The sequence below is a fragment of the Allorhodopirellula heiligendammensis genome (genome assembly GCF_007860105.1).
Taxonomy (GTDB): Bacteria; Planctomycetota; Planctomycetia; order Pirellulales; family Pirellulaceae; genus Rhodopirellula; species Rhodopirellula heiligendammensis.
In genome coordinates, this window is sequence record NZ_SJPU01000013.1 from 1 (window position 1) to 14,195 (window position 14,195).

19 protein-coding genes and 3 pseudogenes are annotated in these 14,195 nt (G+C 54.3%); 8 read left to right on the plus strand and 14 right to left on the minus strand.

The annotated features are described in order from the left end of the window. Positions 1-114 precede the first annotated feature (114 nt). Positions 115-417, plus strand: a pseudogene (locus Poly21_RS28055) (tyrosine-type recombinase/integrase); the annotation flags it as partial. 46 nt (positions 418-463) lie between these two features. Next, positions 464-886 (plus strand): annotated as a pseudogene (locus tag Poly21_RS28525) (transposase); the annotation flags it as partial. A 386-nt stretch (positions 887-1,272) separates the two neighbouring features. Here the strand turns inward: Poly21_RS28525 and Poly21_RS26305 are convergent. From Poly21_RS26305 to Poly21_RS26330, 6 genes are all read right to left on the minus strand, one after another. After that, complete coding sequence (locus Poly21_RS26305) at positions 1,273-1,653, minus strand: hypothetical protein (RefSeq protein WP_146410047.1); 381 nt, start codon at positions 1,651-1,653, stop codon at positions 1,273-1,275. Positions 1,654-1,834: 181 nt separating this feature from the next. Next, positions 1,835-2,482: a hypothetical protein gene (locus Poly21_RS26310; protein WP_146410048.1), complete on the minus strand. Its 648-nt coding sequence runs from the start codon at positions 2,480-2,482 to the stop codon at positions 1,835-1,837. Positions 2,483-2,615: 133 nt separating this feature from the next. Next, positions 2,616-3,017, minus strand: a complete 402-nt coding sequence (locus Poly21_RS26315; protein WP_146410049.1) for a hypothetical protein — start codon at positions 3,015-3,017, stop codon at positions 2,616-2,618. Positions 3,018-3,376: 359 nt separating this feature from the next. Then, on the minus strand, positions 3,377-3,976 hold the full coding sequence (locus tag Poly21_RS26320) for a hypothetical protein (protein WP_146410050.1): 600 nt from the start codon (positions 3,974-3,976) through the stop codon (positions 3,377-3,379). 101 nt (positions 3,977-4,077) lie between these two features. Beyond that, the gene (locus Poly21_RS26325; RefSeq protein ID WP_146410051.1) at positions 4,078-4,557 is read right to left on the minus strand and encodes a DUF3750 domain-containing protein; all 480 of its coding nucleotides are present in this window, start codon (positions 4,555-4,557) and stop codon (positions 4,078-4,080) included. Positions 4,558-4,657: 100 nt separating this feature from the next. Next, positions 4,658-5,068 (minus strand): hypothetical protein, encoded by a 411-nt coding sequence (locus Poly21_RS26330; protein WP_146410052.1) that lies wholly within the window; start codon positions 5,066-5,068, stop codon positions 4,658-4,660. 988 nt (positions 5,069-6,056) lie between these two features. Between Poly21_RS26330 and Poly21_RS26335 the strand changes: the two genes are divergently transcribed. Both Poly21_RS26335 and Poly21_RS28530 read left to right on the plus strand, forming a co-directional pair. Then, positions 6,057-6,323: a hypothetical protein gene (locus Poly21_RS26335; RefSeq protein ID WP_146410053.1), complete on the plus strand. Its 267-nt coding sequence runs from the start codon at positions 6,057-6,059 to the stop codon at positions 6,321-6,323. Continuing rightward, positions 6,307-6,822 (plus strand): annotated as a pseudogene (locus Poly21_RS28530) (transposase); the annotation flags it as partial. The gene Poly21_RS26335 and the pseudogene Poly21_RS28530, both read left to right, overlap by 17 nt. Before the next feature lie 405 nt (positions 6,823-7,227). Here Poly21_RS28530 and Poly21_RS26345 read toward each other — a convergent pair. Continuing rightward, positions 7,228-7,497 (minus strand): ParE family toxin-like protein, encoded by a 270-nt coding sequence (locus tag Poly21_RS26345; RefSeq protein WP_146410054.1) that lies wholly within the window; start codon positions 7,495-7,497, stop codon positions 7,228-7,230. Further along, positions 7,494-7,712 carry a hypothetical protein gene (locus Poly21_RS26350; protein WP_146410055.1) on the minus strand — a complete coding sequence of 73 codons (219 nt, stop codon included), beginning with the start codon at positions 7,710-7,712 and terminating at the stop codon, positions 7,494-7,496. The genes Poly21_RS26345 and Poly21_RS26350 overlap by 4 nt, the downstream gene beginning before the upstream one ends. A gap of 217 nt (positions 7,713-7,929) precedes the next feature. On the opposite strand from Poly21_RS26350, the gene Poly21_RS26355 reads away from it, so the two are divergent. Beyond that, complete coding sequence (locus Poly21_RS26355; RefSeq protein ID WP_146410056.1) at positions 7,930-8,262, plus strand: transposase; 333 nt, start codon at positions 7,930-7,932, stop codon at positions 8,260-8,262. A gap of 50 nt (positions 8,263-8,312) precedes the next feature. Here Poly21_RS26355 and Poly21_RS26360 read toward each other — a convergent pair whose 3' ends face one another. The 5 genes from Poly21_RS26360 to Poly21_RS28075 form a co-directional block, all read right to left on the minus strand. After that, positions 8,313-8,777: a hypothetical protein gene (locus Poly21_RS26360; RefSeq protein WP_146410057.1), complete on the minus strand. Its 465-nt coding sequence runs from the start codon at positions 8,775-8,777 to the stop codon at positions 8,313-8,315. A gap of 153 nt (positions 8,778-8,930) precedes the next feature. Next, positions 8,931-9,287: an iron chaperone gene (locus tag Poly21_RS26365; RefSeq protein WP_146410058.1), complete on the minus strand. Its 357-nt coding sequence runs from the start codon at positions 9,285-9,287 to the stop codon at positions 8,931-8,933. A gap of 493 nt (positions 9,288-9,780) precedes the next feature. After that, on the minus strand, positions 9,781-10,023 hold the full coding sequence (locus Poly21_RS26370) for a hypothetical protein (RefSeq protein ID WP_146410059.1): 243 nt from the start codon (positions 10,021-10,023) through the stop codon (positions 9,781-9,783). Positions 10,024-11,022: 999 nt separating this feature from the next. Beyond that, complete coding sequence (locus tag Poly21_RS26375; protein ID WP_146410060.1) at positions 11,023-11,442, minus strand: hypothetical protein; 420 nt, start codon at positions 11,440-11,442, stop codon at positions 11,023-11,025. Positions 11,443-11,656: 214 nt separating this feature from the next. Beyond that, complete coding sequence (locus Poly21_RS28075) at positions 11,657-11,986, minus strand: hypothetical protein (protein WP_302120722.1); 330 nt, start codon at positions 11,984-11,986, stop codon at positions 11,657-11,659. A 136-nt stretch (positions 11,987-12,122) separates the two neighbouring features. Here Poly21_RS28075 and Poly21_RS28080 point away from each other — a divergent pair, with 136 nt between their 5' ends. Genes Poly21_RS28080 through Poly21_RS26390 form a run of 3 tightly spaced genes read left to right on the plus strand, consistent with a single transcriptional unit; the run spans position 12,123 to position 13,556 of the window. Then, positions 12,123-12,353 carry an IS4/Tn5 family transposase DNA-binding protein gene (locus Poly21_RS28080; protein ID WP_302120723.1) on the plus strand — a complete coding sequence of 77 codons (231 nt, stop codon included), beginning with the start codon at positions 12,123-12,125 and terminating at the stop codon, positions 12,351-12,353. Further along, on the plus strand, positions 12,354-13,235 hold the full coding sequence (locus Poly21_RS26385) for an IS4 family transposase (RefSeq protein WP_146410062.1): 882 nt from the start codon (positions 12,354-12,356) through the stop codon (positions 13,233-13,235). It abuts the gene before it with no gap. Between the two features lie 9 nt (positions 13,236-13,244). After that, complete coding sequence (locus Poly21_RS26390) at positions 13,245-13,556, plus strand: IS4 family transposase (protein WP_146410063.1); 312 nt, start codon at positions 13,245-13,247, stop codon at positions 13,554-13,556. A 67-nt stretch (positions 13,557-13,623) separates the two neighbouring features. Here Poly21_RS26390 and Poly21_RS26395 read toward each other — a convergent pair whose 3' ends face one another. Then, a complete protein-coding gene (locus tag Poly21_RS26395; RefSeq protein WP_146410064.1) occupies positions 13,624-14,046 on the minus strand; it encodes a hypothetical protein in 423 nt (140 codons plus the stop codon). Between the last annotated feature and the right edge of the window lie 149 nt (positions 14,047-14,195).

Below are 14,195 nucleotides of genomic sequence, written 5' to 3' on the forward strand. Positions count from 1 at the left end.
AAGCGGGATTGGGCAATCTTCGAGATGCTCAAGCTCCAGAATATCACGGTCCTACCTGAAGTGCTTACGATTGATCAAGTCCATGCCATCGTGCATGCGACGACGACTCTTCGAATGCGAGCCTACTCCTGGACCGTCTATTCGTTGGGCCTGCGGATGAACGAGGCCCTGCACCTGCAAGTGGGCGACATTGATGCCGCCCGTGGGCTGGTGCATGTTCATCGCGGCAACGGAGCCAAGGATCGATGTGTGCCGAACGCCAATTCCACGCTCCTGCAGCTCAGAAAGTATTGGACAACACATTGCCACCCGCGGCTTCTTTTCCCCGCCGACGGACGCAATCATACGCTTGCTCGCCAAGGTATCAGTCGCGTCCAGAACCCCATGAGCGAAACGGCCGTCCAGGGTGCCATGAAGCGGATCACAACGAAAATGAACTTGGCTAAGAAGGTCACCATTCATACCGTACGTGCATCGCGTTGCGATCAACGACAGCCGGATCGTGGACGTCAACGAAGAAACGGTGACGTATCGAATTCGCCGCAAAGGCAATCGGATGGAAACCAAGGTGGTTCCTGGCGAAACGTTCGTCGAAAACTTCGCGCAGCACGTGCTGCCGACGAACTTCATGAAGATCCGTCACTATGGCTGGATGAGCGGTAACAGCAAGATCTCGGTTGACGAAGTGAAGTGGCTCGTATGGATCATGTTGGGCTGGACGTTCTGGCTAGCCAGCGGCTACGCGCCGCAGCCTGAGAAGTTGACGGCACCGATGAAGTGCATCGATTGTGGCGGCGAGATGCGGGTGACCGAAGTGACCTACCGCTCACTCGGTTCGATGGGCGTTCGTCCTGAACACAGACTGACCTTCTACGACAGCGGCTAAGCGATGAGACATCGAGTTGACAAGACCGCGAGAACGGAAACGTTTGCAGGAGGGCGATCGATGAAGCTATGCGCCAATCACATCCAAAGGCGTCACAGGAGCGTAAATGTCGAGGAAAAACCGCCAATCATCAATCTACCAAGTACACGGGAGGCGATTCTTGGTGCCGTAATCCGTCGCACCGCATTCGCAAACCGCACCACCGCCTGCACCTGGGCTGTCCGCGTGGAAGCAAAGCTCAAGGTGCGTTGGGTAAGCACCGGGCTTCCTGAACAAAGGACTTGAGCTTCGGCTAGGCGTTCGCAATTTTGCCTGCGACGAACGAAGTAAATCGAATCAGAAAGTGACTCAACCGTCGCGTTTACGCGAAGTCAAATCCTCATTGGTTACCACATATCGGCGTTGCGACGAGAGTACACACCGCCGCGAATGGTAACGGCGACGGCGGTTGAGATCAAAGCACATGTGGCAGCCAGGCCCGCAATCCAGTTGATGACGGGAGCGACGTTTGGGTATGAAGCCAGTGGTAGTACGATCGCGAACGTGCCAATTGCGGTCGGAATAGCCCATAGGGGAGCACGGTTTTGAATGTGGCGACAGGCCAGATAGGCACCACCGATACCGAACACCGATGCGAGTGAAAGAAAGAACACCAAAAGCCCAGCAAAATCATCAGTAGAGCCAGCCGAACGACGATGGCATACGAAGGCGATCAACGCACCTGCAACGAGCGCCAATCCGAGGTTAAGCGTTGCCGCGGTGAACATTGCCCATCGGGTAGACGGCTTCGATGCTCCGGCGTGCGCTGTTGGTTCGTACGGGTTTGGAAGCAGTGCGTGTGCTCCTGCGTGGGGTAAGGGTTGCGATGACCGAGTCCCGGCGATTGATTTTCCATTGCCAAAAGCGGCGACTCCGCGATTTCGGCTCAGCGCATGATTCCGTTCATCACTACGCAATGTGCCCAAATTCAAGATGGTCGAAATAGGTCCAGTTGATGAAAGGTTCTACTCGCCGAAATACGTCGTCGGACATGATGGTCGCAGAACCGGTCGTGTACATTGGGTGGGCAGCGAAAACATCTGGTGAAATTGGCAGTGGTGTTGGTCTGTACTTGATTGTTACATCGACCAGCGGAGCATCAGGGAATAGCTTGCGAACACTGAAAACAGGAGGCATTGATACGTGAAAGTAGGAACCCACGCGATTGTGAAGATCTGGTACGTCTGCCTGCGTGTCAATGAAGCTCATTTGTGAATCGTAGTCATCGAATCCACAAGATGGATCGTCGTTGCTGTACGGGTACTCGTAAAGTACGGCGAAAGACACTGCGTCTATTGAGATCGATTGGTGTTCGCTGAGACGTTCGGCAACTCGATCCGAGACGACTAATTCGTGTTCAGGCAGGAAATGATCAGCAATGTCGTGGATATTCTTGTGCAACCGAAGTGGAGTATCAACGTCGAATGCGAGCCGAGCGTTTTCAGCAGTCGGAAAGGTTCCTCCTAGGCTCGCTTTGCCGTGGAAGAACGAGGAGTGAATCGCGCGTATCCCGGTATTGATAAACGTCGATACTACGGATACGGCATGAAAACGCATTTGAGTGAAGGCACCTTTGTAGCGGAACGGTAGAAATCACGGGGATCGGGCAGACGGCTTGCAAGCAGACGAGAAAACGAACCACCCGTTCTCTCGTGCATTTCTTGGTTCCCCACCGTGTTACTCGCCGAACTCAGGTGATCCATTGCCATGCAGCGTATGCGACGTAGCCGATCAGTACAGTCCTCGCCGCGATCGAAATCCACGACATCCGAAGGCGCGTCTTGGTTCGGGTCACAGGAAAAGGCAGGTCACCTTTCCAGTATCGCGAGCCGTTCAATCCAAAGTGGTAAGTGTGGGAATCGGTTCGTGCAGAAAGTACGTAGCCAGGGATGCGAAGGATCGGTGAGCGAAATGATGCAAGCACCGCCTCGCGTATGTCGTCGTAACGAACGCTCCAGTCGCCGCAAATTAGACGGTCCTCAAAAAGGCGAAGTCTGGCTCGCCGAGACCTCATCCATCGCGGCCCCAGTTCTAGCTGGTCGCCATCGGCAATGATCGCCTTGGTCATGCAGCTGTGAACAGGTTGCGTCATAAATCCTCAGTCGGGGAACGGCGGCGATATGCGGGCGGCGGCGAGCGACTCAACCACTGAGCCAACGGCGACCAACGCCGCTCCGTCATCATTGCATTGTTACGAGTCGTTTAGTGTAGCGTAGCACCCGTGGGCTTGCCCGCGAGTTCGATCCGCAACGAGCTCTGCGTCACAGTCACCGATTTGACAGGCGTCGGCAGTGCCTCGCAGAGCAGGCGTTGGACCATGCCCCGCAGGGCACACTTGGCTTCAATACCAGCTTGGTCTCGTAATCGTCAGCCATCACCGGGCCGGAAAGGTTGATTGTCCATCTGAAAACCTCGCAAGCCCGGCTCCAGTGCACGGCATTGCTCTGTCCGCTATTTTCGTTTAGTGCCCGTTTGGGTTACGAAGCGGTAAGTTGGGTCGGCAGTGCCGGGAACGCCAAATCCATAGTACAGAGGATACCGACGACCCTGCGGAGCGTTAATGATGTCCTCTGTTCCAAAATAGAAAAACATGTGATTTCCCTTTGCATCCTGGGCACGATAGGCCCAAACTGACACTTTTGTCCCGACGGGCACTAAGTAGCCTTCCATTTCTTCAATGTATCCGTGGGCAATGTAGGTCAGTTCGTCTTCGTGTTTTGATCCATCCCGCCAAGTGTATTTCGCCTTGCCACTATTGATGGATGTCATGTCGGCGATTTTGAAGTAGCCAGCGGCGTTTTCATAAACATACAGTTCAGATGGACCGTTCGTCGGGTTTGGCAACGCACACGGTTTCACGTCATAATGTTTAGTGTCTACCTTGACTACCTCACGGTATTTCTCTGAGGGTGTGAATGGGCCAGACCGATCCTTTTCGGGCGCGACCTGATTCGCTTGGCCAGACGGTGTGAACTGAGCGGACGCAGGTGCTGAAAGTGTCAACATCGCTACCGTAGCGAGAATAAGCGTACTGAAAAAGGTTTGTCGCATTGAAAGCTCCTTTGCAACGGGAAATTGCTTGCACTTGCAAACGAAACGTGAAATTGGCGTAATGACAGAACGACCGCCGTCACCGGGCGGCGAGAGTAAAACTAACCATCAGAAAACGCGCTGACGCCGCTCCGGTGCACGGCATGGTTCTCCCATATCTTGGCAAGGCGAGAAGGACTCGCGTACCGTCGCCCAAACCCACGCCAGCCCAGAGTATACAGTGGACCGAGCACCCACTGGACATAGGTATTACTGTTCGGTCCGGGAAAAATTCGGTAGCGATCATTCCACGGGTAAACAGTTGGTGTGGATTCAATTCTTGTTGCGAGGTAGACGGCATCATCCGCGGTCCAACGATGAATCATGCGTCCGGGGCAGTTGCCAACGCCGGACGAAGGCCGCATCAGGTTTCGGTGCAGATGGCCCCAAGACGTTTCACATTCTGTTGCGGTTTGCCAAACCTCCCAGCGGTCCGCGGAGCGTTCGCGACAAACGACGAACCAATGATGTTCTGCAAACCGACCGAGGCCCGGAATCCGTGCCGTCCAGAGGTCAACGCTCGTGTCATGATTCGACGACATTAGTTAGGCGAACGGCAGCGATATGCGGGCGGCGTTGAGCGACCCAACCACTGAGCCAGCGACTGCTACGCCGCTCCGTCATCATTGCATTGTTATCGCCTCACCAATAACTTGCGCGTTGGTAAGCAATGCGTTTCGATGGACTGTACCATACCGAAAAGCCAGCCCCGTTGCTAGCAGTGGGGCCGTAGACTTCTGTCGCGTCGTCGAGGTGGGGCCACCGTAGGTCACCGTAACAAAGTTCATGAGATTTTTCGTCCACCAGCTCCATCGCTGACATCTCGCCGCGTTTTGCAACTGACCGGTCGCCATACTTACTCCACACTCCATCCATGTACGCGTCGAGCTGTTCTTGCGAAATCGAGAACCTCGCTCTGAATCCTTGGGCGTACTTGTTGACCGTAATATTCTGGGCGACTGAAGGCAAGTATCGCTCGACACGAAAATCATCAACCTCGTCAAACGTTTGATATTCAAAGACGCCAAATCGTTTTGCATCTAAAACGTCCATGATACTAGTGCACGATGGCACGAACGCGAGAAATGAAAGGAACATAACGCCGATAAAGGTCGGCACGCGTCGCAGTTTTGCCAGTGGGGCAGCCAGTGTGACAAGCAAAACAATCGCAAGCAAAGAGCAAGCTGTAATCTTGAACGGGATGACAATGGGCCAGAGCATCTAATTGCGATAACGGCGGCGATATGCGGGGGGCGGCGAGCGACTCAACCACTGAGCCAACGGCGACCAACGCCGCTCCGTCATCATCGCATTGTTACGAGTCGTTTAGTTTAGCGTAGTACCCGTGGGCTCGCCTGCGTCAACGATCCGCAACGAGCACTGCGTCACAGTCACCGATTGTTCAAACGTCGGACAATGCTCCGCAGGGCAGGCGTTGGTTGATGCCCCGCAGGGCAGGCGCTGGTTGCCGCTGCTCAGGCGTCGGACGATGCCCCGCAGGGCACACTTGGCTTTGCATCCACACTCGTCTTCAGTCCGGCTTGGTCTCGTAACGAGGTAATTATCGCCGGTTGGCGGGGACGTCACCCGGTGATAAGGAGCTAGTGGGGGTATTATCGCCGGTTGGACCTCCGGTTCCCTCGGTGACACGGGAAGTGTTATCGCCGGTTCGAGGGAATGTTATCGCCGGTTGGCGTCTGCTGAGTATGGGGGGGCTGGATTCTTGGGTCAAGCAAAATCCTGTACCAATTTCGGGAGTGAGACTTGATCTGTTTTGCGGACGTGCGACGAATCAGCTCGGTAATGCTGCGGCGATGCAGTACGGCGGGGAGGACGAATCCTGCCCTCGGAAGCCCCATAGCTCGCATCAAAAATGGTCGTGCAAGAGGGCGATGGTCTTCACTGGGAGACTGCGGGATTTTGGGACGGAATCTGTTCTGTGCGGTCGACTCGGCGAGTTCCGCATTTCCGTGTCGCGAGAGTGCACACCAGGCGACGTGATTGAGTTTCTCCGCGACCACCTGCGTGTCAAAACGCCAGCTTGGATGCGTCTGAACATCATTCAGTCACTGATCTGTTATCGCCGTATGCCCAGGTCGCTCCGTTTGATGACTTGAAGTCCATCCAGACGGAACTGGAAAGTTTCGCTCGTGCTGAGAGGGTCAAAGAAGAGGGACTGAGAGAATCAGGCGTGGTCACCGTTGACGAGATCCAAGACGTCACCGGTTCTATCGATCCAAGTGACAAGATGCTGTCTCCCCACGCTCTGGTGTCCCCAGACTCTGGTGGACCTGTATTCGCAAGTTGACAGTGTGGCGTGGACGAAGCCGTTCGTGGTCGACATCCAAGCGGTCGGTCACGGAGTGCCGACTTTGAAATATCTCGCTCCGTACGTGCATCGCGTTGCGATCAACGACAGCCGGATCGTGGATGTCATCGAAGAAACGATGACGTATCGAATTCGCCGCAAAGGCAATCGGATGGAAACCAAGGTGGTTCCTGGCGAAACGTTCGTCGAAAACTTCGCGCAGCACGTGCTGCCGACGAACGTCATGAAGATCCGTCACTATGGCTGGATGAGCGGTAACAGCAAGATCTCGGTTGACGAAGTGAAGTGGCTCGTATGGATCCTGTTGGGCTGGACGTTCTGGCTAGCCAGCGGCTACGCGCCGCAGCCTGAGAAGTTAACGGCACCGATGAAGTGCATCGATTGTGGCGGCGAGATGCGGGTGACCGAAGTGACCTACCGCTCACTCGGTTCGATGGGCGTTCGTCCCGAACACGGACAGACCTTCTACGACAGCGGGTACGCGATGAGGCATCGAGTTGACAAGACCGCGAGAACGGAAACGTTTGCAGGAGGGCAATCGATGAAGCGATGCGCCAATCACATCCGAAGGCGTCACAGGAGCGTGAATGTCGAGGAAAAAACCGACAATTATCAATCTGCAAAGCAGACAGGAGCCGATTCCTGGTGCCGTCATCCGTCGCACCGGATTCGCAAACCGTACCACCGCCTGCACCTGGGCTGTCCGCGTGGAAGCAAAGCTCAAGGTGCGATGGGTGAGCACCGGGCTTCCTGAGCAAAGGACTTGAGCTCCGGCTAGGCATTCGCAATTCCGCCTGCGACGAACGAAGTAAATCGAATCAGAAAGTGACTCCACCGTCGCGTTTACGCGAAGTCAAATCCTCATTGGTTATTTGCAGCGTTGTCAGATTGCGGAAAGAAGCTTGTCGTAGTCGGAATGCGTGCCAATCCAAAACCGTTTTGCGTCATCGCCCTCGAGGACACACACGGCACGGTAATCCAGCGTGATCCGAGCGGAGTATACATTGGCATGGCCAGCAATACGTTTAAACCGCAACCCAGGGTGAGATGAATCAACCAGGAATAGCTGATAGGCATCGCGGGCTTGTTTCTGGATGTGCTGCGGCAGACGTGCGAAGCACTCGCGAAATCGTCGAGTAGTCAGCGAGTTCAAAGTTCATCCGGAACGAGCGGGCAGGCCCCACCACTGTTTTTTTCCTGCAACGCTTCAGAGGCAAGTGATGCCAACACTGTAGGTGATTTTGCGAACGTAACGTCCCATGCGCTGTCGGCCTCGATCTCGTCGAGCAGCAATTTCGCGAGAGCATCTTGCTGTTCAGGGGGAAGTCTAGATGCGTGTTCAAACGCTTTTTCGAGCAAATTAGTCATAGTTCGTCCTCCGAGAAGCAGTGTAGCGTGCGATTACTTGCACAGCAAACGTGCACGCGCTGCTCACCTTCGAATCCAATAAAGAATCCATGTAAGTCCAAGGTTTGACGGGTGGGAGCCCTTCGTTAAAAAACTGGCGACTCAAACCCGTGATCTGGGCAGCTTGCGGCTGCCCGTCACATTCGCTCCACCCACCAAACACATGGAATGAAATCTCATGGAGATTCTCGCACTGGACCTCGGGAAATTCAACTCCGTTTGCTGCCTTTTCGACTCGAAAACTCGCAAAACCAAGTTCGCTACCACCCTCGCCAAGCGGGAACACGTCGACAGCATTTTCGAAGATGCCAAGGCCAATCTGGTCATCATGGAGGCCTGCGGACCCTTCGGACGGATCAATGATCTGGCGCTACATCAAGAGCATGAAACACTCGTCTGCTCCACCAACGAAGAAGCCTGGCGGTGGGCCAACGTCAAACGGAAAACTGACCGAGACGACGCTCTCAAGCTCGCTCGGATGGCCGCCGCCATCACCGGGCACGGAGAGTGATGTATCCATTTGTGAAAACGCGCAAGCCGTGCTCTGTGTGAATGGCTTGGTTATCCGATCAATTGATCGAGTTCAGACGTGTCATCCCAGTCATAATTCGCGTATGCAAAATCTGAGTGTGTAACAACGCATATCTTACCGTTCTTGCAAAGGATTGAGACGCCGTGTTCCGGATCAATATCCGATGCGCCAACGAAGATGACATACGTGTCACTTGAATCGCGAAGGCGCGGGACAATTGCCGCATGGATGTCGATAGCAAAGTCCTCATCTTCCATGTCGTCGACTTCGTCGGGACCAAGGTACTCCTGTGCGTACTTGCGTGCAAGTTTCTCTGTCGACGGCAATCCTGTTCTTGCAAACTGCTCCACGACTGCGACAGATTTCAATTGGGAAGCGGTTGGTGGTTCTGGTTCCTCGTCGCTTAAGACTCGTAACTCAAGTTCGGCGAAGTGTTCGGAATCGATGAGTGCAGTCCATGCTTCCTCGTCAGGGCACCACTGAAGTTTCGCCATTTAGAATTGCCTCTCTTTGGCGGAAGATGGATTTCAGTCGGATAACGTTTGGATTCACGGGGTCGGGCCGTGAAAACGCTGATCTGTCAATACGCTGCACGCCCGACTCCCGTGCACTCCATTGGTTATCCGCCGCGTCGCAAACCGTTGCGGTCAAAGCCCCGCTTCCTTTCGCGAAGCAAGAGCGAGCTTTTCGACCAGTTCGTCAGGTATGGGCTTTTTCGTTGAAAAGGTAACCCCTGTCTTGGTTGCTTTGAGTCCTGCGGCAGCAATATCGTCGGCAAGTGCGGCGATGGCACCTTTGCTCACGTAAAGGCCACATTGCTTGCTGAATGCCGCGTAGCCCGCAATGATCGTCTTTCCGAACCCGAACCCTGGCATATCGTACATGATGAACTCCTCTGCGTCAGGAAGCACTTTGGCGAGTTGTGCGCGAAGTTGAACCAACAGAGGTTGAAACGACTCAGGTGCCGCAGCGATATAGGCGTCATGGTTTGTAAATTTTGTCATGCCAAAGGGCTCTCCGAACGGATGGATTGTCGTCATGCACGCGAGTTGGATTTCAGTCGAATAACGGTAGCGATATGGGGGCGGCTGCGAACGACTCACCACTGCGAAAACGGCGACCAACGCCGCTCCGTCATCATCGCATTGTTATTGGACGAGAGTTGGGGAATCGCCGAATGGGCCTCCAGTTCGGCAGACGTCAAAGTGCCATTGTAGCCGAACGACACGAGTGGGAGCAACGATCGACCGCGCACCTATTCGAGTCACAATGTCAGCGCAACAATCGACCGCCCACAAGTCTTGCAGTCTAGGTGTCAGTCCGCAATTTGCGCATCCGCATCGACAGCGCAATGATCATGCCCAATCGAATAATGACAGGGCGCAGCAGGGACGCGCAGAAGAGTCACAATCTCTAAAAGATTCTCTCGCGTCCTTCGTCGCAACCAACGGTTCTGTAGCGGAAATGCTTAATGGGAGCGCATTGAGACGGTTAGTTTTACAAGTTCCTCGCCATATACGATGCATTCTTAAATCGCAATTGGACGATTCCGCGTGAAGCATCGGAGATGCGTACTTTGACCGGCGCGGTCATCGACGAGGCGACATACTGTCCAAGGCCTACGGCAACAAACACAATCACCACGAAGAAAATCCAGAATTCTTCATCTTGCAGACGCAGGAACCACACAATCGCTGATCCTGCTAACAGCGAGGCGCTAGCGACACCGAGACTGATCATTCGCCTTGAACGCTTAACGTTAGCTGCACAGGTTTCACAATGTGGAATATTCAGCTTCATTTCGTTGGCTGACGGGACAGTGAACCCATGACCCGACTGCACTCCCTCCAAGCACTCGCAGCACACCAGTGGAAATGAATTGCGTCCGATTTGAAACTCGTGCCACGTTGACTCTACAGCAGTGGCTCGCCAAACAGCCTGCGGGCGCAGCTCTCCCGTGTTTGGGTCCTCCAGTAATGCCGGAGGTGTGCCCGCCGGTAATCGCGGCAACAAAGGGAAATTTAAATTTGGCCGTATCCGAGCTCGAAGCCAATTCCGAAACACGATGACAAGCCCGCCAAGAGAGAGGAATACGATAGGCCCAACGTAAAGGAAGTAGGGGAGAGCAACGCGATCCTGTGGAGGGCCTTTGTATATGAACCATGCTCCAATCAATGATGCGACCGTGCCAAAGAAAGCTATCCCAACAGCCAAAACCACAGCGTTTCTGTATCGCCCTTTGCGATATCCATTCACCAACTCATCGTTAATCCAGTTGCACTTGGGGCACGGAACAAGTTCCGCTTCAAAGGCAAGGCGATCAACGAGATCGCGTTTTGCTCGCTTGTCAGCATCACTGGCCGCAGTCGAGCCGCCAATTCCGTAGACCGCGACCCCAGCACCACTTCCAACGCGAGCTAGCTCAAAGAAAAACTCGCAATGGCACTTGTCGCATCTCACCGCGACGACGCGCAGACCCGCCTGCGAAGATTGAACGCGTTCCTGAAAATAAACAACCATCTAACGGCTCGTGTCAGTACAATACAAATTCCAATAACGCTACGAATCACGAGGTATGCAGACCAAATCGAAAGAGTTGGAACTGCGACAGAACTTAATGAATCAAGAAAGGCCGAATTGCCGCGTGAGCAGCATACTCACGTGCATTCGATTGTTCTGTCCTCATGATATCCGCAGGACGTCGCGATGGATATGGGCGCATCCGCCCTCATGCAGTTGTCATCGTGTCATGTAGGAGACTGAGGCTCTTCCGAGATCGTCGTCGTACACGCCGACGTAGCCGACATCGCCATCCATGCCATCGAATACGTACCCGGACGACATCATTTTGGAGTCAAGTGAGCTGTCAGCCGGAATAAAGAGATGTTTTCCGTTGCGTACTTCTTCTAACTTCCATCGCCGCTTGTCTACCCATTTTAGGAACGACGCCTTGGAGATCGAAAAGTCAGCACGCGATGACCATACAGTTGACGCATAGTTGACGTCCTTCGCATCGGCGGGTATTTCGAATCGCTGATGGATACGCGAATTGGCAGTGCCAGCATCGACCCCGTGACCATTACGGGTGCGAAGACCGTTTACCAACCAAATGAGGCCGCAGATCCCAACGACGGTCAGTATGATGTGTCGAAGAGTCATTGGCAGTAGTGACGATTAGTCGACAGAACGACGGACATCACCGAGTCGACCGAGTTAACATGACTTCAAGTAAACCGACGTGGCTGACTTCGGTGCATGTCATGGTTCGCCGCCGTCCGGACCTGCCGGGCAACTGCGACATCTCAATCGAGTGTAGCATATCGACCTTTTACGATCAAGAATCGAGCGCGCAACACGTATGCTCGAAGTCTCATTACCGCCCAACCATATCGAGCAATTTCGTTACCACTTGAGGGGTCGAATCGCATTGGCCAGTAAGGCCCATCGAGTGCGTTTCGATCTGCCGCAAGTGCGCTGTCAGTTTGTGTGCGTCCGCACCATCGAGCAACATTGCAGCGATCGTCGGGGCATACGCATCGTATTCACCCGTTGCCTCATCGAAGCAGTTGACGCCGATTGGATCCCAATCGCGCCAAAGGCAGTCTCGGACGCGCGTGTGAAGCTCAGTATATGAAGGCGTGTCCATGCGGATAGCGTCGCGATCGTGGTTGCGTCCGCAATTGTGTAGGGGAACGTCCGGCATCACCGGGCGGGGAGTTTGTTGTTACACACAAGTCTCGCCTCAGATTGTGACGTTGGTGACTGGCTTAAGTCAAGCTAAATTGATAGGGCGAGGAAACGGTGGTCCTGGAACAAGTCGATCACAGAGGAAGCCGACGATGACAAGTCAGTGGGTCATGGATGAAATGGAAACTGCCGATCTTCGCGACAAACGCCTCGAACGCAGACTGGTTGAGTTGCTCGACACGCTTTCGCAAGCATCCACCTCAAGTATTCCCGCGGCCTGTCACGACCGGGCAGAGATGGTCGCCGCCTACCGGTTCTTTGACAACGACAAGGTTGGTTTCGAAGAGGTACTCGCACCTCATATCGACGCCACTTACGAGTGAATGAAGTCTCAAAAAGTAGTGCTCTTGGTGCAAGACACCACGGAACTGGACCTGACGCGACCCAGTAGCGAAGTCGAGGGTGCCGGACCAATGGGCACCGGTCGTCGTAGCGGTGGGTTCATGCACTTAATGCACGCTTTCACTCCCGACGGCACACCCCTGGGGAGTGTTTCGGCCGAAGCGTGGACGCGAGAGCCCAAAGACGACAAGCCCAAGGCAAAGCGGTGTTCAAGCGAGCGAAGGATGCAGATCAAGCGAAAGCCGTTTGAAGAGAAGGAGACCCATCGCTGGCTCACCATGTCACAACACTGTGCCGAAGTGAAAGCGCATTGCCCTGAGACCCTGTTCGTGATGCTGGCCGACCGGGAATCCGACATCACCGAAGTGCTCGACTACTGTCGCAGCCAAGACCAGTTTGACTGGGTGATTCGGATTGACGGAAGCCGGTTTTTGAACAAGGAACAGTTTCGAGATCGCACGGTCGCGATCCGAGAAGAACGGGGAAATCGCAAGTTCCTGTATCAAAAAACGCTCGACGTCCGCGGTCGGACGGCATGGGGAAGCGCAGGGCTTAAACATCGACCCGGCAAAGCCGATCGCAGTGCTCGCGAAGTGACGCTGAACGATCCTCGTGCCGGTCACTACGACGGGGGCACCGTCAATGCGGTGCTGGTTCGAGAGACCAAACCGAACGGCAAAGATGATCCGATCGAATACCTGATGCTAACAAGCCTTCCGATCAAGACGCACAAGCAAGTAGACCTTGTCATTGAATATTACTTAATGCGTTGGATGATTGAGCTATTTTTCAAAGTCCTAAAAAGCGGTTGTAAGATTGAGTCACGCCGATTCGAGCACATCGTTCGCTTCTTACCGTCGTGAGCACTTTACATGATCATCGCTTGGCGAAGCCTGTATATATGCAGAGTCAGCCGGACACACGCCGATGCGTCATGCGAAAAGGTTTACACCGCAGCGGAATGGAAGAGCGTGTGGCAAGTAGTTCGCAAAATTCGGCCACCACGCAAGCCACCAACACTCATGGAGATGACCAAGATCGTTGCCGAACTTGGCGGCTACATCAATCGCAAAAACACGGGCCCGCCGGGACCTCAATCAATGTGGCTCGGACTTCAAGCGATGCATATCATGGCGGCGTGCTGGATGGCATTTGGTCCAGGAGCCGATCAAAAATGTGTGTAACAACGAGGGAATGGGCGAACGACTTGCAAGCAGACGAGAAAACGGACCACCCGTTCTCCGGTGCATTTCATGGTCCTGCCTTCTGGTTCAGCGGTGCTCTTGCGTGACGCATTAGCTCACGTTGAAACCTCCGTTCTTGTTCACGATGGGCGTGGACGTATTGTACCTGCACGAATCCGCCAACGCTTGCCATCGCGATCCAGCGAATGACGGTCATGGGATCGAGTAGCAGACCGATCCAACTACCACCGAATTCCCAACCGCCACTGCCGTGTGGTATGAGAATCGCCGTGAAGAATGCGGATGCCGCGCCGGCGAAGATACTCTCGTAGCACCTGTATCGCTTGGCAATGGACACGTGGAACGCGCCCCAAACGAAGATTACAATAATCGCTTGTGCGAAGGGACGTGAGAATTGCAGTGCCGCAAACAGTAGTGCCGCCAGACCGGTGACGGCGAGAAGATGAACGATATTGAAGCGTTGGACCATTCGTTGTGGCGCAGGTCGCTCATTGGCAGAAAGAATCCATGTAAGTCCAAGGTTTGACGGGTGGGAGCCATTCGTTAAAAAACTGGCGACTCAAACCCGTGATCTGGGCAGCTTGCGGCTGCCCGTCACATTCGCTCCACCCACCAAAC